At 68.4% G+C, this 17,529-nt stretch carries 18 protein-coding genes; 9 read left to right on the top strand and 9 right to left on the bottom strand.

Annotated elements, in window-relative coordinates; genetic code table 11:
* Window positions 1-6 precede the first annotated feature (6 nt).
* Window positions 7-312 carry a DUF6355 family natural product biosynthesis protein gene (locus ACZ3HL_RS10430; RefSeq protein ID WP_465413392.1) on the bottom strand — a complete coding sequence of 102 codons (306 nt, stop codon included), beginning with the start codon at window positions 310-312 and terminating at the stop codon, window positions 7-9.
* Window positions 313-808: 496 nt separating this feature from the next.
* Between ACZ3HL_RS10430 and ACZ3HL_RS10425 the strand changes: the two genes are divergently transcribed.
* The 4 genes from ACZ3HL_RS10425 to ACZ3HL_RS10410 all read left to right on the top strand — a co-directional run bounded on the left by ACZ3HL_RS10425 (window position 809) and on the right by ACZ3HL_RS10410 (window position 5,510).
* Window positions 809-2,794 (top strand): peptidase S8/S53 subtilisin kexin sedolisin, encoded by a 1,986-nt coding sequence (locus tag ACZ3HL_RS10425; protein WP_465530194.1) that lies wholly within the window; start codon window positions 809-811, stop codon window positions 2,792-2,794.
* Window positions 2,795-2,874: 80 nt separating this feature from the next.
* Complete coding sequence (locus ACZ3HL_RS10420) at window positions 2,875-4,056, top strand: cysteine desulfurase-like protein (RefSeq protein ID WP_465530192.1); 1,182 nt, start codon at window positions 2,875-2,877, stop codon at window positions 4,054-4,056.
* 235 nt (window positions 4,057-4,291) lie between these two features.
* On the top strand, window positions 4,292-4,843 hold the full coding sequence (locus tag ACZ3HL_RS10415; protein WP_465530190.1) for a hypothetical protein: 552 nt from the start codon (window positions 4,292-4,294) through the stop codon (window positions 4,841-4,843).
* A gap of 112 nt (window positions 4,844-4,955) precedes the next feature.
* On the top strand, window positions 4,956-5,510 hold the full coding sequence (locus tag ACZ3HL_RS10410; protein ID WP_465413384.1) for a cysteine hydrolase family protein: 555 nt from the start codon (window positions 4,956-4,958) through the stop codon (window positions 5,508-5,510).
* Window positions 5,511-5,516: 6 nt separating this feature from the next.
* On the opposite strand, the gene ACZ3HL_RS10405 is transcribed toward ACZ3HL_RS10410, so the two are convergent.
* Entirely contained in the window at window positions 5,517-6,959 is a 1,443-nt protein-coding gene (locus ACZ3HL_RS10405) for a SpoIIE family protein phosphatase (protein ID WP_465531036.1), read from the bottom strand.
* 348 nt (window positions 6,960-7,307) lie between these two features.
* Between ACZ3HL_RS10405 and ACZ3HL_RS10400 the strand changes: the two genes are divergently transcribed.
* Complete coding sequence (locus ACZ3HL_RS10400; protein WP_465530188.1) at window positions 7,308-8,132, top strand: ANTAR domain-containing protein; 825 nt, start codon at window positions 7,308-7,310, stop codon at window positions 8,130-8,132.
* Window positions 8,133-8,160: 28 nt separating this feature from the next.
* On the top strand, window positions 8,161-9,024 hold the full coding sequence (locus ACZ3HL_RS10395; RefSeq protein WP_465530186.1) for an alpha/beta fold hydrolase: 864 nt from the start codon (window positions 8,161-8,163) through the stop codon (window positions 9,022-9,024).
* A 37-nt stretch (window positions 9,025-9,061) separates the two neighbouring features.
* On the opposite strand, the gene ACZ3HL_RS10390 is transcribed toward ACZ3HL_RS10395, so the two are convergent.
* The 5 genes from ACZ3HL_RS10390 to ACZ3HL_RS10370 form a co-directional block, all read right to left on the bottom strand.
* Window positions 9,062-9,403, bottom strand: coding sequence for a hypothetical protein (locus ACZ3HL_RS10390; protein ID WP_465413376.1), 342 nt, complete (start codon window positions 9,401-9,403; stop codon window positions 9,062-9,064).
* 164 nt (window positions 9,404-9,567) lie between these two features.
* A complete protein-coding gene (locus ACZ3HL_RS10385) occupies window positions 9,568-11,103 on the bottom strand; it encodes an alkaline phosphatase D family protein (RefSeq protein WP_465530184.1) in 1,536 nt (511 codons plus the stop codon).
* A gap of 83 nt (window positions 11,104-11,186) precedes the next feature.
* Window positions 11,187-12,149, bottom strand: a complete 963-nt coding sequence (locus ACZ3HL_RS10380) for an NAD(P)-dependent alcohol dehydrogenase (protein ID WP_465530182.1) — start codon at window positions 12,147-12,149, stop codon at window positions 11,187-11,189.
* A 7-nt stretch (window positions 12,150-12,156) separates the two neighbouring features.
* Window positions 12,157-12,378 (bottom strand): helix-turn-helix transcriptional regulator, encoded by a 222-nt coding sequence (locus tag ACZ3HL_RS10375; protein ID WP_125673158.1) that lies wholly within the window; start codon window positions 12,376-12,378, stop codon window positions 12,157-12,159.
* Entirely contained in the window at window positions 12,372-12,800 is a 429-nt protein-coding gene (locus ACZ3HL_RS10370; RefSeq protein ID WP_465530180.1) for a hypothetical protein, read from the bottom strand. Before ACZ3HL_RS10370 ends, ACZ3HL_RS10375 begins: the two co-directional genes overlap by 7 nt.
* A gap of 109 nt (window positions 12,801-12,909) precedes the next feature.
* Between ACZ3HL_RS10370 and ACZ3HL_RS10365 the strand changes: the two genes are divergently transcribed.
* Window positions 12,910-13,806, top strand: a complete 897-nt coding sequence (locus ACZ3HL_RS10365) for an LLM class flavin-dependent oxidoreductase (protein ID WP_465530178.1) — start codon at window positions 12,910-12,912, stop codon at window positions 13,804-13,806.
* Between the two features lie 76 nt (window positions 13,807-13,882).
* Window positions 13,883-14,272: a PASTA domain-containing protein gene (locus ACZ3HL_RS10360; protein ID WP_465530176.1), complete on the top strand. Its 390-nt coding sequence runs from the start codon at window positions 13,883-13,885 to the stop codon at window positions 14,270-14,272.
* A 12-nt stretch (window positions 14,273-14,284) separates the two neighbouring features.
* Here ACZ3HL_RS10360 and ACZ3HL_RS10355 read toward each other — a convergent pair whose 3' ends face one another.
* Window positions 14,285-14,671, bottom strand: a complete 387-nt coding sequence (locus tag ACZ3HL_RS10355) for a MarR family winged helix-turn-helix transcriptional regulator (RefSeq protein ID WP_465413363.1) — start codon at window positions 14,669-14,671, stop codon at window positions 14,285-14,287.
* An 86-nt stretch (window positions 14,672-14,757) separates the two neighbouring features.
* On the opposite strand from ACZ3HL_RS10355, the gene ACZ3HL_RS10350 reads away from it, so the two are divergent.
* A complete protein-coding gene (locus ACZ3HL_RS10350) occupies window positions 14,758-16,215 on the top strand; it encodes an MFS transporter (protein ID WP_465530174.1) in 1,458 nt (485 codons plus the stop codon).
* A gap of 52 nt (window positions 16,216-16,267) precedes the next feature.
* Here the strand turns inward: ACZ3HL_RS10350 and ACZ3HL_RS10345 are convergent, their stop codons facing one another.
* Window positions 16,268-17,518 carry a cytochrome P450 gene (locus ACZ3HL_RS10345; RefSeq protein WP_465530172.1) on the bottom strand — a complete coding sequence of 417 codons (1,251 nt, stop codon included), beginning with the start codon at window positions 17,516-17,518 and terminating at the stop codon, window positions 16,268-16,270.
* Window positions 17,519-17,529 lie beyond the last annotated feature (11 nt).

Genomic DNA, 17,529 nt, shown 5'->3' with positions numbered 1-17,529 from the left:
GTTCACTCAGCAGACGTGGGAGTACCACGCGTTGTTGACGTCCCGCGCCCCGCCGATGTCGACGGTGCCCCGCTGAAGGATCTGCTTGTACTGGTTGGGGCCCGACTCGTAGTCGACGACGATCCAGATGCAGCTGTCCGCGCAGTGGGCGTAGAAGGCGGTGACGTGGTTCTCGTAGAACCCGCACACCTCCATGGCGGCGGGTTCGGCCGAAGGCGCCGATTCCGCCGGTGCCGCGATCGCCGACGTCCCGGCGAGAATCAGTCCCGCCGCCGCCGAAGCGACTACCGCGGATGCTTTCAAAAAGCGCATGTCTACCCCTTTTTCGACAATGGCTGATTGATGAACGGCGCATGTTCTATCGCCGTGAAAAGGCGGAGTCTGCCGCCGGAACGGGCTGGGCCCGATCCGGTATATGCGTTGGCATGCATGGAAAGTGAGCGAACCTCAGCTGAACACGAAACAAAAATTCGAATTCATTGAAACCCCTCGAGTGACCCCGCCCCAGAGTGCCGCCCGTTTGTTCTCGGCGACAGTTAACAGCTTTCCGGCAGTTGTGGTTGTTGAATATCCCCCAAGGGGGTGATCTCCATTTTCTGCTTTACTGAACATTTCTCATGCTCGATTCGACAGGAAGAGGCGAGCCGTCGGGCGTCAGTGATCCGATGAGTTGAGGGTAGGACCGAAGGCGATCGGGTCTTGACAAGCGGGTCTGTCAGGTGGCAGGGCAACGTGCCGTGTCGATACGAGGGTAAAGATCCGACCAATCCTCTATCCCTTTGCCGGATCTTGCGCCAAGATCTCCTGCATGAAACTGAGATCGATCACCAAACGCATGTTCGTTCTCGGGCTGCTGACGGTTCTCGGGACCACCGGGGCGACATCGGTGGCCACCGCCGAACCCCAGCTCCCGTCCGCCGAGGCCGACGCGACCGGGCGGCCGCACGGCGCCTGGGACCCGATCGGCCCGAACAGCGTCGGCGGGCTGCTGGCGGTTTCACCCGCCGGGCTCGCGATGATGGTGCCCAGCCCGCCCGCCCTGTGGCTCTCCGGTGACCGCGGCGCCTCGTGGAACGTGCGCAGGGGGATGCCGGCGGACACCGCCATCCAGGGATTCTTCGCCGATCCGGTGAACCCGGACCGGATGCTCGCGGTGGGCAACTCGCCCGGCGGGATGCCCGGCGAGTGGCACGGGATGCTGCTGCGGACCACCGACCGCGGGCAGAACTGGGAGACCCTGCGCGAGTGGTACCCCGACGGCGCGTTCGGGATGGCCACGGATCCGACGGGCCGGGTCGTCGTGGTGCAGAACCTCGACTCGCTGAGCGTCAGCATCGACGGCGGCGAGCACTGGAACGACGTGCCGCGGACCTGGCCGCGCGAGGGGATCGCCTCGCCGGTCGGCGCGCTCAAGCTCACGATGGTCGGCGACGACGCCTACTTCGCGACGGTCTACCCCGAATACGCCCTCTGGGTGGTCCGCGGGGTCGGCGGCAAGGAGCGGCGGGCGGAACTCGTCTACCGGACCAACGGTGAGGTCGGTCAGGTCGCCGCGGACGGCGAGCGGCTCGTGGTCACGGTCGGCCCCGAACTCCACGGTTCCGCCGACGGCGGCAAGACCTGGACGGTGCTGCGCCGCGAGCCCGCTGGGCAGACCCTGCGCGAACCGAGGTTCCTCGGCGGGCGCCTGTACGTCTCGACGTATAACGACATAGACGTCAGCTCGGACTTCGGCCGCACCTGGGCCCGCAAACCGGTGCCCGCACCGGGCGAAGGCGTCAGCGACATGATCGATCTTCCCGCCGGGCCGGGCAAACCCGCGACCACGCTGATCTCCTCGCTGTACCGCGGCTTGTACGCCGACGGCGGCAAGCGCGGCTACCAGCAGATCGGCGTGCCCGGTGAGACCATTCGCGACCTCGTGACCACCGGGAACCTCCTGCGGGAGAGCGTCGTCGCGGCCGGTGTGCAGGAGATCTACAACACCCCGCTCCCGCGCGGCAAGGTCTCCGCGACGGACCGGGTCTGGCAGTCGCATCCCACCGATCGGCTGCACGAGGACGCGAGCCTGTCCGTCTCGCCGAGCCGCCCGGACGTCGTCTGGCAGGTCACCCGGAACGGGTTCTCGCTCGACGTGCTGCGCAGCGGTGACGGCGGGCGGACCTGGCAGTTCGCGGCGAAGGCGAAGGAAGGGCTCCCCAGGACGATCTTCGCCCACCCGGCTGATCCGGACCGGATCTTCGTCTCGGCCTTCGCGCCCACCGGTTACGTGCTCTACCGCAGCGACGACGCGGGGAAGACCTGGGAAAAGCACGCGGTCGACAGTGGCTTCATCACCTTCGCCGGTGATCCGTGGAACCCGAATCGCGTCTGGGGCGGGGACTCCGGCGGTCTGTCCCGCTCGGACGACGGCGGCAAGACCTGGACCCACGTCTCCGGCGAACCGGTCAGTTCGATCTCGGTCAGCCGATGGGGTGGCGGCCGCGTCCTCGTCGGTGGCGCGGGCATCCTGCTCAGCGAGGACGACGGACGGACGTTCCGCCGGGTCCGTGACGGCGGGGAGCCCCATGAGATCAGCCGGATCCTGCCGCATCCGTTCGACTTCCGGGTGCGGTTCGCGAGCAGTGCGACCGGGGGAGGCGTGCTGCGCAGCACGGACTTCGGCCGCACCTGGGCGCCCGTGCCCGGCGCACTGCCCGATCCCAGGGTGCTCTCCCTGGCGATCAGCGCGGACGGCCGGTATCTGTTCGCCGGCACCGCGCAGTCCGGCGCGTACCGGTTGAAGCTGTACTGAGTCCGAGCGCTTCGTGGCCGGAGAAAGTTCCGGCCACGAAGCGTTTACTCGGTCCCCCGTCGAATGTCAGAGTCGGGGGCATGGCCATCGACGTCGCCGCCCTCCGGCTCCATTTCCCTTCCCTCGCCGACGGAACCGCCTTCTTCGACGGACCCGCGGGTACTCAGACACCTCGTCCCGTCGCCGACGCCATCGTCCGGACACTCACCGGGCCACTGTCGAACCGGGGCAAGGTCAGCCCGTCCGAACTCAACGCGGAGAACGCCGTCGCGGCGTTTCGAGCCGCCTACGCGGACTTCCTCGGCGTGCCTGCCGAAGGCGTCGTCCACGGCCGCAGCGCCACCCAGCTGACGTACGACTTTTCCCGGCACCTGGCCAAAAACTGGCGTGCGGGCGACGAGATCGTCGTCAGCAGGCTCGATCACGACGCCAACGTCCGGCCGTGGGTCCAGGCCGCGGAGCGAGCCGGCATGACCGTCCGCTGGCTCGACATCGATCCCGAGACCACCGAACTCGACCTCGACACCTTGGTCCTCACCGAACGGACGAGGCTGGTCGCGGTCACGGCGGCTTCGAACGTCCTCGGCACGAAACCGCCGATCCGGCGGATCGCCGATCTCGCCCACGAAGCCGGGGCGCTGGTGTTCGTGGACGGAGTCCACTACGCCGCCCACGACCTGGTGGACGTTCTCGCGCTGGGAGCGGATTTCTTCGTCTGTTCGCCGTACAAATTCCTCGGCCCGCACTGCGGGGTGCTCGGCGCGTCGCCGGCCGTCCTCGAAACCGTCGAGCCGGACAAGCTCGTTCCGTCGCCCGATACGGTGCCCGAACGGTTCGAATTCGGCACGCTGCCCTACGAAATCCTCGCGGGCGCGACGGCGGCCGTGGACTTCCTCGCCGCACTCGACCCGGGATCGGCCGGAACACGGCGGGCGCGCCTGGCGAACTCGATGAATTCTTTGCACGAGCACGAAAACACGCTGCGCACCTGGCTGGAGAAGGGGCTGGGTGACGCAGTCACCGTGCACTGCAAGGCGGCCGAGCGGACGCCGACAGTCCTGATGAGCCTCGGCGGCCGCGAGCGCGAGGCGCAGAAGTATCTCGCCGAGAGGAACGTCGTCGCACCGGCGGGATCCTTCTACGCCTACGAAGTCTTCGCGGCCCTGAAGCTGGAGGATCCCGCGCTCCGCGTCGGGCTGGCACCGTACACCAGCACGGAGGACGTCGACAGGCTGCTGGACGGGCTGTCGACGTTCGGCTGAAGGACCACAGTGGACAGTACGGCGCGGTGTGGTCGACCTGGTCTGGAGCCTGATTTGGTCTGAGGGGGTCGTGAGTGTTTAGGACGGTTAGAACCGTCCTAAACACTCACGAGCCCACTTGATGAGCCGGACATAGGATCGCGAGGACCTCGCCCCCGGAGCACGCTCTGCCGGCCGGATAACTCGAACGGTTGGATTTCCGCGCCGTCGCCGGGCGCCGTATTACCGTTCGATCATGATCGACAACGGGAGGTTCGCGATGCGTTTCCGGTCGGTGGGCGCTTCTGTCCTGCTCGGTTGTGCGCTGTGCGTGGCGCCCGCGGCACTCGGGGCCGGGGCCCAGTCGCTCGCGATCCAGCCCTGCCCCGAGGTCAACGACCCGCCCGACTACACGATCTCGAACGGCGCCAAGGCCTGGATGAAGACGAACCTTCGCAGCGACTACCTGCGCGGGCCGGGGACGATCACCTACAACAAGACCACGACCTCGTCGGTCAACGCGTCCATCACCGGCACGACCAGTGCCGAGGCGGGCGTCATCTTCGCGAAGGCGAGTGTCTCACTGGCGGTGAGTGTCGGCGCGAGCTACTCGAAGGCCGATTCCTGGTCCTATTCCGCGACGGTGCCCGCCGGCAAGACGTTGCGGTTGCAGCAGTACAAGGAAGCACGCTCGTTCACCGTGCAGAAGTACCGGATCGTCCCGCCGTGCAAGGTCAAGTACCTCTGGAAGAAGAACGCCGTCGCGCCGGTCAAGAGCCCCAGCTATCTGTGGCAGCTCATCGGCTGACCCGACAGTGGCCACGATGGGGAGACTCCGCGCCCGGATACTGATCGCCGGAACTTGTCGGTGCCCGGGGTTAAGGTCTGCCACAGCAGCCTGACCTGGAGGGACACCCGCAATGACCACACTCGCCAACCGGCCGAACACCGCGCTCCTCGTCGTCGACGTCCAGAACGGCGTCGTCGACGAGGCCCACGAGCGTGACTCCGTGGTCGCGAACATCGGCGCTCTCGTCGGCAAGGCGCGCAGGGAAGGCGTGCCGGTCGTGTGGGTGCAGCACTCCGACGACGGGCTCGTGCGAGGCAGCGAAGAGTGGCGCATCGTCGGCGAACTGGACCGTGACGAGTCCGAGCCTCTCGTCGAAAAGTCCTACGGCGACTCGTTCGAGGACACCGATCTGGAGAAGGTGCTGGCCGAGCGCGGTGTCGGGCGGCTGGTGGTCGCCGGGGCGGAGACCGACGCCTGCATCCGTTCGACACTGCACGGCGCGATGGTCCGCGGGTACGACGCGACGCTCGTCGGTGACGCGCACACGACCTTCGACAAATCGGAGTGGGGTGCGCCCACGCCGGAGCAGGTCATCGCGCACACGAATCTGTACTGGCGATACCAGGCCGCGCCGGGCCGGAAGGGAGGGACGGTCAAGACCGAAGACGTCGATTTCCGCGGCTGAGCCCGTTCACCGCGCGCCCGGCCAGCGGGCGATCAGCAGTCCGGCGTCACCGGTGAAACCGTTGCGGTAGCGGGATTTCGCCGCATCGAGTACGCGGCGGACGATTTCCGGTGGTACGTGCCCGGCGCCGGCGTCCAGGCTTTCGGCGAGCGCGAACCGTTCGCCGTCGGCGGCATGAGCTCCCGCGAGGCCTTCGGTGTGCAGGGCGAGGAGGTCTCCGGCCCGGAGGCGGGCGGTCGCGATGTGCCCAGGGCCCCCGCCGCCGAAGGGTGGTCGCCGTGCACTGTCCACTGTGGTCGCCCCGTGCCCGGTGCCGAGGACGAGTGGTGGTTCCCCGCCCGCTTCGAGATGGCGCAGGGTGCCCTGGGTGAGGTCCACCTCGGCCAAGGTGCCGCGGACCGTGGTGCCGTCAGCGAACTGTGCCGAAAGCGCTTTGTCGACAGCGCTCTCCTGGCCACGCAGATCCTGCCCCTCGCGGCGGGCGGATCGGTAAGCCGCGAGCGCCGCCGAAGCCGCCAGGCCCGAGGCCCCGGTGTCCCGGCCCGCGTCGAAGATGGCCAGCCACGCCGTCGTTTCGGACAGCGCGTAGTCGAAGGTCACGCCACGAACGTCGTAGGCGGGCTCGACGCCGCCTGCCACCACGAAGTCGCCCGTCGCCGCCGTCAGCGGGGGCAGGTTCTGCCAAAGCAGCTCCGCGGTGGGGCCGCGCCGCCGCCTGCGCCGCGTCATGTCGAGGCCGTCGCCGTAGCGCATCGCGGCGGCGATGAGGTGGCCGGACAGCGACGCGAGCCACTGGCACTGGGTGCGCAGGGCGGGATCGTGCAGGTCGGCGTCCGCGGCGGCCTCGATCTCGAGCACCCCCATGCGCTCGTCGCCGTCCAGGAGCGGGGTCCACAGCCGCGGCCCGCCCGGCTCCTCGGTCAGCACGGTGCCGGCCTGCCGGTAGGCCTGTCCGGCGGTACTGGCCTCGATGGGCAGCGGTAGCCGGCCGGGCGCGGACCCGGCGGGGAGAGGGTGAAGCTGTCGCTGCTCGTAGTCGGCGAGATAGACCGTCAGCTCGAGGTCCAGCGCCCGGCCCGCCGCGGCGACGATCGCGGGCAGCCGTTCGGGAGAGACCCGCTGGGCACCGTCGAGAAGTCCGACCAGTGCGGCCAGGAGACCGCGAGGGTGGCTACCGTCTCCGGCGTCGTGGCTGTACGGTGCCCGCTGCGCGCCGGAGATCTCGTCGAGCCGCTCGTTGACCGCGTGGGCCACCATGTCCCGCTGGAGTCTGGACAGGGGGAGCACCCCTCGCAGGTAGGCCGCCAAGTCGGCCTCGTTGGCGTCGCCGCCCAGCGCGAAATACCTCAGCCACAGTTGTTCCATGGTGAGCCCTGTGCGCGCGAAGCACTCGGCGATGATCCGTCGCTGCTCCGCGGCCTGGAGCGAGAGCGAAAACACAGTGACCACCCCCGGGGTTCTCGGCGACACGCGACCCGGGTACCACCGCGACCCGAGGTGAAACATGAGCCGGGGCCGGCCAGGCGATGCGGAATTACGCCAGGTGGCCGAACCGTTCGACGCGGGCACGACCGGGAGAAGTGATCCGGGACGGGCCGAACGTGGGTCGCGGTAGGCCGGGTGATCGCATTCGGCTAAGGTCGGCTTCCGAAAGCGGTTCTGAGCGTTGAGAAGTTAGCGCCGATCCGCCGGTAACCGGGTTGGTTGCGGCGGTTGATGGTGCGCGCTCGGCGCCGGTTCCCGCCGGTGACTCCCGTGGTGCATCACGCCGATGTGCAGAAGTGGGAGAGGCGGGCTTTGGCCGATGAATTCGACTGGCAGCAGGACAAGAACCGATTCGTCGAGGATGTCGGCGACGGCGACCTGCCGGTGACCTCCGAAAGCGGCGCCCGGTACATCGCCGGGCCACTTGTCAACCAGTTCGTTGCCCTGACCAGGGCGTTGCTGGATTCCGGTTCGATCGCGGCCGTACTCGAACGGGTGGTCTTCGCGACGCGTGACCTGGTGCCGGGCGCGGATCTGGTCAGCGTCACCCTCCTCGATCCCGACGGAGGGTTCCACACGCCGGTAGGGACCGACGAGATCGCCGGCGAGCTGGATCAGTTGCAGTATCAGTACGGCGAGGGTGCTTGCGTCGAGGCGGCCCGGGTTTCGGGGCCGGCGGCGGCCTTCAGCGACAATCTCGCGGAAGACGCCCGATGGCCGCGTTTCGGTCCGGCGGCCGCGGCGCTCGGGTTCCACTCGCTGGTCTCGACGGCCCTCCTGCCGGAAGCGTCGCGTTCGCAGGTTTCCGGCGCGCTGAACGTCTATTCGCGAAGCCCGCACGGCATCGCCCGGGCCGACCGTGACGTGCTGCTGCTTCTGGCGACGCACGCGTCACTGGCCTTGGCGACGACGCACGCGGTCACACGCGGCCAGCTCCAGGAGGAGCAGCTCCAGCAGGCGCTGGACAGCCGCGACGCGATCGGGCAGGCGAAGGGCATCCTGATGGCGCGGCGCGGGATCGACGCGGCGGAGGCGTTCGAGGTGCTGCGGCACACGTCGCAGAACATGAACGTCAAACTCCGGGAGCTGGCGGAGATGCTGTCCAAACGGCATGCCGAACTGGAACTGCCCGACTGATCGGGTGGACGCCACTACCATCGCGATCATGGGCTTCGACGAGCTGGAGTTGTCGCGGACGTTCGAGTGGCGTGGCCGTTCGGTGGCGTGGGAACGCCTCGGCGAAGGCGCCCCGGTGGTGCTGTGTCACGGGACACCGTGGTCGGCCCGGCTGTGGGCGCCTTTCGCGCGAGCGCTCAGCGCGGAGTTCGCCGTCCACGTCTGGGACATGCCGGGGTACGGCCGTTCTTCGAAGGATCCCGGCCACGCCGTCGATCTCGGGACGCAGGGCGAGCTCTTCGCCGATCTGCTCGAGTACTGGGGGTTGACGGCTCCGCACGTGATCGCCCACGACTACGGCGGGGCCGTTTCCCTGCGCGCGAAGCTGCTGCACGGCGCGGAGTACGCCTCGCTCGCCCTGGTGGACGTCGTCGCGCTGCGGCCATGGGGTTCGGAATTCTTCCGGCTCGTCGCGGAGAACGCCGGGGTCTTCCAGTCACAGCCGCCGGCGGTGCACCGGGGCGCGCTGGAGTCCTACATCGGGACGGCCTCCCATCGTGGGCTCACCGGCGCGCAGCTGGACGCGCTGACCGAGCCTTGGCTGGACGCGGACGGACAACGCGCCTTCTACCGGCAGATCGCCGAAGCGGACGTCCGGTACACCGACGAGATCCAGGACCGTTATCCGGAACTGTCGCTGCCGGTGAAGGTGATCTGGGGTGCGGACGACACGTGGATCCCGGTGGACCGGGCGAAGCGGCTCGCCGACGCGATTCCCGGTGCCCTTCTGGAGGTCATTCCCGAGGCAGGACATCTGATCCAGTACGACGCGCCGGTCGAACTCGCCTTTTCCCTCCATCGGTGGCTCACCGCGGAAGTGGGCCGGTGGGGACCAGCCGGGAGCGGACGCTGAACGGCGCCGCCAAGATCGACATCAAGTCATTCGAATATCAGAAGTCGTCTACGTGATACCCGGCCACATATGCGCTCGAAAGCAGTGCGCCGTGACATTCCGCTCTGGACGGACCGAAACCGATCGGAACCCAATGCCCGACGGTGTACCAAAAGGAGGATCCGGATGCGCAGTGGGCGACCACCCGGTAGGTCTCCGAGTGTCTCGGCAGGGAGAAGCAGGCCAGGGAAATCCCTTCGCCGAAGAGGATTCCATAGCGGTCGCCGTCGCATCCGTAGGGTGGGAACCTGTCTTCGGTCGCCGCGGAGGCCGGTGTGGCGGCCAGGAATACGGCCGCCGAAAAGGCGGCCATGACTAAAGCGGCGATTTTCTTCTTCATTGAATTCTCCCGCGGCTCGTTCCCAATGGAATGCCAAGGTTAGCCGCACGGAAGAATTGTCGTGAATTCATCGGGCAGGTGAAACGAGAACGCGTGCGGTGAACCGCGCTGCTCCGAAAGAGCGTCGGCCGCCCCTCTTCTGAGTTCCCGGTTCCCCTTTTGGCCTAGCGCCGCCGGTACTGCGCCGGAGACGTGATGGTGGACCGGTCCTCGTACGACCCCGGCCTGCCGCGGTCGACGTGGAACGTCGTCAGGGTGCTCACCGGGGAACGCGGGTCGCGCCGGTCGCCGATCACCCGCATATGCGTGCTCCAGCGGCGCGGGGTGACCTCGTAGACGTCGTAGCCGTACCGGTCGCCCTCGAAGTACTTGAGGTGTGGGTTCGCCGCGCCCATCTTCGGTCCGTTCGTGGCGTTCCACTCGGGGGAGTAGGCGCCGGAGGAGACCGAATGCGCGGTGAACTCCGTGCCGATCACCGGCGTGGACGGATCCGCGAAGTCCGGGCGGATGTCGTCGACGAACGCGGAATGCCAGTCACCGGTGATCACCACGAGATCTTCGAGGCCGCTGTTCGCCACGTGGGTCAGCACCTCCTTGCGTTCGGCGAGGAAACCGTCCCACTGGTCCGTGAACATGTAGCCGCCGCCGGGCTTCGCGAGCTGGCTCAGCATGATCGAGTTCACCCAGCAGTGCCACGCCTCGCCCGCGCCGGTCACCTGGTCCTTGAGCCAGGCCTTCTGGTCCGCGCCGAGGATCGTGCCGTCGGGCAGGTTCTGCGCCGACCGGTACTGCCTGAGATCCAGAATGGACAGATCGAGGAGGTCGCCCCAGCGGCGCTGCCGGTGGATCCTCGGCGTCGAGGGGTGGTCGGGGCGCACCGGCATGTGCTCGTACCAGGCCTGGTACGCCGCCGAGCGCCGCGCCCGCAAGGACGGGGTGGTGCCGCTGTAGTCGTTGACGACCTCGTGATCGTCCCAGGTGATGAACCAGGGGTGGGCGGCGTGAGCGTCCCGCAGCGAACGGTCGGATTTGTAGAGCGCGTGCCGCCGCCGGTACGCCGGCAGGGTCAGCACCTCGGGTCCTTCGTGATCCCGCAGCGGGTTCCCGCCGACCTGACCGTGCTCGTAGACGTAGTCGCCGAGGTGGACGACGAAATCCAGCTCTTCCCGGGCGATCCCGGCGTGCGCCGCGTAGAACCCGTCGTGGAACGCCTGGCAGTTCGCCGACGCGAACCGCACCCGCCGCACCGGCCCGACCGGCGCGGTGCGGGTGCGGCCGATCCGGCTGACCTTGCCGAGCGCGTGGAAGCGGTAGTAGTACTGAGCGCCCGGCTCCAGTCCGGACACCGGGACGTGCACGCTGTGCCCGAGCCCGGCGGTGGCGGCCGTCGTCCCGTGCGCCACGCGGCGGCGGAACCCGCGATCGGTGGCGACCTCCCAAGCGACCTCGACGGTGTCGTCCAGTGGCTGCTCGAACTCCATCGGCTTCGGCGCGAGCCTGGTCCAGAGCGCGACGCCGTACGGGACCGGGTCGCCGGACGCGACCCCGAGGGTGAACGGCGCTTCGTCCCAGGTCGCGCCCAACGCCACCGCGGCCTCCTCGGCCTGCGCGACCGTCATCCGCGAACTCAACGGCCAGGCCAGCCCCAGCGCACCGGCGGTGGCGGCGCCTCGCAACAGGTCGCGGCGGTTGACGGGCATCGGTGGTCTCCTCGGCACTCGGCGGATCGCTCTCCGACACCGAACACTGCCAAGATGTCCGGAGTCCGACGTGGGGGAGAACATCAGACGGTGATGACGACCTTGCCGCGTGCGTGCCCTTCGCGGACGTAGCGGATGGCTTCGGGCACCTCGGCCAGCGGGTAGGTCCGGTCGACGACGGGCGTCAGTTTCTCCGCTTCGATGAGCGCCCGCAGCATCTGGAGATCATCGTGGTTCTCTGTGGAGAACAGGCCGCGGAGCTTGTGCTTCACGAACGGCCCGAGCAGCAGCGCCCGCACGTTGCGCCCTACCGCGCCGATCCACTTCCCCTCGCTCTCGCCGCCGACGAGGACGAGAGTGCCTTGCGGGGTAAGGGCTTTCCGCAGCGCGGTGAGCGACCGGCTGCCCGCGATGTCGAGGATGAGGTCGTAGCCGCCGCCGAAATCCTCACGGGTGTAGTCGAAAACGCGGTTCGCGCCGAGTGAGCGGACCAGGTCGACCTTGCCCGTGCCGCATACGCCGTCCACCTCGGCTCCGAACGCCTTGGCGATCTGCACCGCGAAGGTGCCGACGCCACCACCGGCGCCGATGACCAGGACCTTCTGCCGGGGCGCGACCCGGCCTCTGTCCCGAAGCGCTTGGAGCGCGGTGAAAGCGGAGATGGGAACAGCCGCCGCTTCGTCGAAGCCGAGCCGTTCGGGCTTGCGGGCGATCTTGTCCACTGTGGTCAGTGCGTACTCGGCGAAGGAGCCTTGGCAGGTGCCGAAAACCTCGTCGCCCGGCCGGAATCGCGTCACGCCGTCGCCGACGGCGTGCACCACGCCGGCGAAGTCCAGCCCGCGGACCCGGGCCTTCGGTCTCCGCACGCCGAAACCCATCAGGCGCACCAGGTACGGCGTGCCCTCCATGAGGTGCCAGACCCCGGGATCGACCGCCGCCGCCCGGATCCGCACGACCACGCCGTCCGGTCCGGCTTCGGGTTCGGGCAGATCGGTCAGGGTCAGGACATCGGTGGAGCCGTACTGGTTCTGGGCGATCGCCTTCATGGCGGCCTCATTCCTGGTCTGGGTACTGGAAAACGTCGTCGAGCCCGACGCCGAACACCCTGGCGATCCGGAAGGCCATCTCCAGGGACGGCGAGTAGCGGCCCTGTTCGATGGCGATCACCGTCTGGCGGGTGACGTCGATCCGGTCCGCGAGTTCCGCTTGGGTCATCTCACCCTTGGCGAACCGCAGGGCGCGGATGGAGTTCGTGACCTTGGTCGGTTTCACCATGCCTGGAATCCCCAGCGGTAGGCCGCGATCTTCGCGATCGAGCCGAGCAGGGAGGACAGGACGAAGGCGAGGTACACGGTGTTGGCGATCCAGAAGTGGTCCAGCTCCGCCATCGCCATGACGAGGGCGGCGACACCGCCGATCACGACGAACGACTGTCCGACGTGCTCGCCGAACCGGCCGATCTCGCGGTCTCGCTGGTCCTTCCGGCCGGCGTCCCGCGGTGCGGCGATCGCGGCGGCGACGTTCAGCACGATCGAAGCCACGATGGCCGCGCCGATCGTCCACAGCAACGGTGCCACATAAGGGATATCGACGAGCGGGCCGGAGCCCGCCCGGCGGAGGACGACGATCAGGTACGCGGCGTACCCGAAGACCGTGACCACCACCATGATCCACGCGCGTTTCTCTTCCATCGCCACGAAGCCCAAGGTAAAGAGTTCTAGACATCGTGTCAAACATTCTTTACTTCGACAGCGGCAAGTGGTTCGTGATACATATAGTGCGTACTACGAACTTAAGGAGTTGGCGATGACATTGTTCGGCTTCGGGCTCGAAACCGGCGTCGGCGAGGTGGAAGACCTCCTGCGGCACGCCGAACAGGCGGACCGCGCGGGACTCGACCTGGTCAGCCTGTCCGATCACCCCTACTTCGCCGACCGGCTCGACGCCTACGCGGCGCTGGGCGTGATCCTCGGCCGGACGTCACGGGTCACGGCCGCGGTCAACGTAACCAACCTGCCGAGCCGTCCCGCGCCGATGCTGGCGAGGACGATCACGTCGCTTTCGGCGCTCTCCGGTGGCCGGGTCGCGCTCGGTATCGGCGCGGGCGGGCTCTGGCGGGAGATCACCAAACTCGGCGTCGGGCACCGGACACCCGCCGAGGCGGTCCGGGCGATGGGTGAGGCGATCACCCTGATCAAGGCGCTTTCCGGCGGCGGGGCACCGGTGACCTTCGAGGGGGAGTTCTACTCCGTCGACGGGCTGGTGCCGGCGGCCGCGCCCGCACCCCCGGTCTGGACGGGCGCTGTCGGGCCCAAATCCCTCGCGGTGACCGGAAAACTCGCCGACGGCTGGATCCCGGGGCACGCCGCGGACTGGCTCAGCCCGCGGTTCGCCGAATCCCGTCCGGTGATCGACCAGGCCGCCGTCGACGCGGGCCGCGATCCCGGCGAGGTCGCCACCATCTACAACTTCCCCGGCCGCATCACGGAAAAGCCCACGCCGTCGCCGCGTGACGACGAGGGACGGTGGGTCGGTGGTTCGCCGGGGCAGTGGGTCGAGGAACTGGTCACGGCGGTGCGCGACCACGGGGCCGCGGGGTTCATCTACTTCCCGGTCGAAGACGGGACCACCACTGACAGCGCGCTCGGCCGCTGGGGGAACGAGGTCGTCCCGGCGATCCGCGAGGAGCTGGCCCGAAGTTGACCCGGATGGGGTGGTAACGGTCCGTGGTCCGGGCGCGACTCTTTTCGGTCTCACTGTCTCAGAGTGGAGTCCGGGAATGCCGAAGACCGTCGCACTGCTCCTCGTCGCCGGTGTCGCCGTGCTGACCGCTTGCGGTGCCCCGGGCACGCGGCCGGGGGCGCCGTCGACGGTGACCGAGACATCCGTGAGTGTTCAGCGACCGGCGGAGATCAGTGGGCCGGCGTCTTCCGCCACTCGGCTGATCGTCGTCCCCGATGTTTCGGGGATGAACCATCAGGCCGCGCAGGACGCGGCGATGCAGGCGGCGGGCCTGTACAACCTGCGCGAAGTCGACGGAACGGGGAAGGGCCGGATGCTCGCGCTGGACCGGAACTGGGTTCAGACCGGGCAGGATCCGGCACCCGGGACGAAGGTGACCGCGGACGCGGTGATCACCCTGACCGCCGTCAAAATCGGCGAGAAGTGAGGCCTTCGGGCTTCAAGCTTCGACGGTGAGGGTCTCTTCGAGCGTCGCCCGGTGCGTCGGCTTCGCCTCTTCGTAGCGACGGCGGCCCTCATCGGTCACGACGACGAAGATCCCGCGCCGGTCCGACTCGCAGAGCGCGCGCTGGACGAGTCCTTCGCGCTCGAGACGGGCGACGAGTCGCGAGGTGGCGCTCTGGCTCAGGTGGACGACCTCGGTCAGGTCGGCCGCGCGGCATTTGCCCACAGTGCAGGTCACCAGTCGTTCCAGGGCTTCGAACTCGGTGACACCGAGGCCGTGGCGCTCCTGGAGACGGCACTCGAGGCGCCCGAAGACCGCCGCATGCCGGGCGGACAGTTCGTGCCACTCCTGCAGCAGGCCTTGTTCGGCGACGTCGCTCACGCGGCCCAAGATAGCATGCACGTGAATTTTATGCAAAGTCATTAAATGCACTTGCATTAGATGCGTGTGCATGTACTGTACGGATCATGAGTTCTTCCGTGCAGCTGTCCACCAGCTCGACAAGGTGGGACGCGCGCCTCTGGGGTGTCCTGCTCACTGTGTCCGTCGTCGTGGGCCTCGACGCGCTCGACGTGTCGATGGTCGCCGTCGCCCTCCCGTCCATCCAGGCCGAACTCGGCCTCTCCACCGGTGCCCTGCAATGGATCATCAGCGCCTACGTGCTCGGCTACGGCGGCCTGCTGCTCCTCGGCGGGCGCACCGCCGACCTGCTCGGCAGGCGCCGGGTCTTCCTCGTCGCCGTCGCGGTCTTCGCGCTCGCTTCCCTGCTCGGCGGCCTCGTCGACGACGGCGCGCTGCTGATCGCCACCCGCTTCATCAAGGGGCTCGCCGCCGCGTTCACCGCGCCGGCCGCGTTGTCCATCATCACCACGACCTTCCACGAAGGCCCCGCCCGCAACCGGGCGATCAGCATCTTCGCCGTCTTCGGTGCCAGCGGTTACTCCGCGGGCCTCGTCTTCTCCGGTCTGCTCACCGAGGTGGGCTGGCGCTGGACGTTCCTGCTGCCGGTGCCGATCGCGCTCGCCGCGCTGGTCGCCGCGATCAAGCTGATCCCGTCCTACTCGCCGCAGACCGGTGGCGGCTACGACTTCCCCGGCGCGATCACCGGTGCCGCCGGTTCGCTCCTGCTGGTCTTCGCCGTGGTCGAAGCGCCGGAGATCGGCTGGGCCGCGCCGCGGACGCTCATCTCGTTCGCCCTCGCGCTCGCCCTGCTCGTCACCTTCGTGTTCATCGAGAAGCGCAGCAAGCACCCGCTGCTCCGGCTCGGCATCCTGCGCTCCGGCCCACTGGCCCGCGCCAACCTCGGCGGCGCGACGTTCTTCGGCGCCTACATCGGTTTCCAGTTCGTCGTCATGCTGTACCTGCAGACCGTGCTGGGCTGGTCCGCGTTGCAGACCGCGCTCGGATTCCTGCCCGCCGCGCTGATCGTGGCCTTCGGTTCACCCAGGATCGAGCCGCTGATCGACCGGCTCGGCACCCCGCGCACGATCCTCGCCGGTGTCGTCGCCCACGTCATCGGGTACGCGCTGTTCCTGCGGATCGACGAGAGTTCCAGCTACGCCGGTTCGGTGCTGCCGAGCATGATCCTGCTGGGCATCGGCTTCATGCTGGCGTTCTCCTCGCTGAACATCCAGGCGACCAGCGGTATCTCCGACGACGAGCAGGGGCTCGCCGGCGGGCTGCTGAACACGTCGATCCAGGTCGGCGGCGCCATCGGGCTCGCCATCGTGACCGCGGTCCTGACCGGGAACTCCGGTGGCGCCACCGGCCCGGCCGCGTTGCTGAACGGTCTGGCGCCCGCGCTCACCGTGGTCACCGGGATCGCCGTGATCAGTGTCCTGGTGGCGCTGTCCGGAATCGTCGGCCTGCGCAAGGCCGAAGCCCGCTCCACCGTCGCCGAACCGGAGTTCGCCGCGGCCGAATGACCTAGGGGCGATGGGCCCCTTCCCGCGCTCGGGGGCGGGAAGGGGCCCATCGCTACCAGCGGATCGGCAGGGATTTCAGCCCGTTCTGGAAATTCGACCGCAACCGCACCGGAGCACCGGCGGGCTCGACCTCGCCGAGCTGGTCGAGGACCGCTTCGAACATCGCACGCAGCTGCACCCTGGCCAGCTGGGCGCCGAGGCAGAAATGCGGGCCGTGCCCGAAGGTCAGGTGATCGTTGGGAGCGCGGCCGATGTCGAAGCGGTCCGGATCCTCGAAAACGGTCTCGTCGCGGTTCGCGGCGGAGAACCAGACGACCACCTTTTCCCCGGCGCGGATGTCCACATCGGACAGAACGACGTCCTCGGTCGCGGTCCGGCGGAAATGCATGACCGGCGTCCACCAGCGCAGCATCTCTTCCACCGCACCGGGAAGCAGGGAACGGTCGGCGAGCAGCCGCCGGTACTGATCCGGATGCGCCAGCAGCGCCTGCATCCCGCCTGGTATGCCGTTGCGCAGCGTTTCGTTGCCCGCCACGGAAAACAGCCAGAACAGGTTCTCGAACTCCGCGATGGACACCCGCCCGCCATCTTCGACGTGGCCCATCAGATTGCTCATCACGTCGTCACCCGGATTCCGGCGTTTGTACTCGCCGAGCGCGGTGGCGTACGCGTAGAGATCCGGCATCCCCTCGCGAGTGCGCGGATCGGGCATCGACCCGTCCGGCCCCGGAACCGGTCGGACCGCCAGCGCCGCCCGCGCGAGATCGGTGACCTCGTCCGCGTCGACGGTCGCGCTCACCGCGTAGTCGGCGTCCTGGTAGCCGATCACGCGATTGCTCCAGTCGTACATCAGCCGCCGGTCCCGCTCGGGGATCCCGAAGACCTCGGCGAGCGTCAGCAGCGGGAGATCGGCGGCGACCGCGGCGAAGTCGCACTCGCCGTCCGCGCGGACGGCGGCGATCAGCTCCCTCGCCCAGCCCTGGATCCGCTCGGTCAGCCTGGCGACCGCGCGCGGCGTGAACGCCTTGGTGAGCAGGCCCCGCAGCCGGGCGTGCTCGGGCGGATCCATGTTGAGCATCATCCGGCGGACGTAACCGAGGTCCTGCTCGGTCGCCGGATCCCGGATCTGTGTCCCGCCGAGGTGCGACGAGAACCGCTTCGGGTTCTTCAGCACGTGCTTGACGTCCGAATGCCGCAGCACGGCCCAGAAATCGTCGACGCGCACGACCGGTGACTCCCGGCGTAGCGACGCGAGGTGCTCGTACGGCACACCCCGGGTGTAGACGTCCGGATCGGTGATCACGGCGTCGAGAC

The organism is Amycolatopsis sp. NPDC000009 (genome assembly GCF_055563465.1).
The sequence above is the reverse complement of the archived record's forward strand: the minus strand, read 5'-3'. Positions and strand labels throughout refer to the sequence as shown.

Coding starts and splice junctions, on each gene's coding strand:
- ACZ3HL_RS10365 (WP_465530178.1), top strand. CDS start 12,910: ATGACATTGTTCGGCTTCGGGCTCGAAACCGGCGTCGGCGAGGTGGAA.
- ACZ3HL_RS10380 (WP_465530182.1), bottom strand. CDS start 12,149: ATGAAGGCGATCGCCCAGAACCAGTACGGCTCCACCGATGTCCTGACC.
- ACZ3HL_RS10375 (WP_125673158.1), bottom strand. CDS start 12,378: ATGGTGAAACCGACCAAGGTCACGAACTCCATCCGCGCCCTGCGGTTC.
- ACZ3HL_RS10395 (WP_465530186.1), top strand. CDS start 8,161: ATGGGCTTCGACGAGCTGGAGTTGTCGCGGACGTTCGAGTGGCGTGGC.
- ACZ3HL_RS10430 (WP_465413392.1), bottom strand. CDS start 312: ATGCGCTTTTTGAAAGCATCCGCGGTAGTCGCTTCGGCGGCGGCGGGA.
- ACZ3HL_RS10390 (WP_465413376.1), bottom strand. CDS start 9,403: ATGAAGAAGAAAATCGCCGCTTTAGTCATGGCCGCCTTTTCGGCGGCC.
- ACZ3HL_RS10425 (WP_465530194.1), top strand. CDS start 809: ATGAAACTGAGATCGATCACCAAACGCATGTTCGTTCTCGGGCTGCTG.
- ACZ3HL_RS10410 (WP_465413384.1), top strand. CDS start 4,956: ATGACCACACTCGCCAACCGGCCGAACACCGCGCTCCTCGTCGTCGAC.
- ACZ3HL_RS10420 (WP_465530192.1), top strand. CDS start 2,875: ATGGCCATCGACGTCGCCGCCCTCCGGCTCCATTTCCCTTCCCTCGCC.
- ACZ3HL_RS10415 (WP_465530190.1), top strand. CDS start 4,292: ATGATCGACAACGGGAGGTTCGCGATGCGTTTCCGGTCGGTGGGCGCT.
- ACZ3HL_RS10350 (WP_465530174.1), top strand. CDS start 14,758: ATGAGTTCTTCCGTGCAGCTGTCCACCAGCTCGACAAGGTGGGACGCG.
- ACZ3HL_RS10360 (WP_465530176.1), top strand. CDS start 13,883: ATGCCGAAGACCGTCGCACTGCTCCTCGTCGCCGGTGTCGCCGTGCTG.
- ACZ3HL_RS10385 (WP_465530184.1), bottom strand. CDS start 11,103: ATGCCCGTCAACCGCCGCGACCTGTTGCGAGGCGCCGCCACCGCCGGT.